Source organism: Gilvimarinus sp. 1_MG-2023, from assembly GCF_030548285.1.
The window spans coordinates 1-279 of the sequence record NZ_JAUOSC010000896.1 but is presented as its reverse complement, the minus strand read 5'-3'; the positions used below and the strand labels follow the sequence as shown (position 1 = coordinate 279).

The window sequence follows — 279 nt, the reverse complement described above, 5'->3', positions numbered from 1 at the left end:
GTGCTGTCCTCCTTGCAGCCCTGGCAGCAACCGCTGACGCTGGTATTTGGCTGTGGTGGTGATCGAGACCGGAGCAAACGGCCCAAAATGATGGCGGTCGCCATGCAGTTTGCCGATGCCATCTGGCTGACCGATGACAACCCGCGTTTTGAAGATCCGCAGCGTATTTTTGCTGATGCACTGGCAGCTCCCGGCGCCAGTGAAGCCGGTTTGCACCTGGAGCATGACCGCACGCAGGCCATTACCCAGGCCCTGGCTGATGCGCCGGACCAGGGACTG

General features: G+C 61.3%; 1 protein-coding gene. It reads left to right on the top strand.

Features of this window, described 5'->3' with window-relative positions:
• Positions 1–279 (top strand): glutamate ligase domain-containing protein (locus Q4563_RS19450; protein ID WP_303605689.1); only part of this gene is annotated, 279 nt, incomplete at both ends.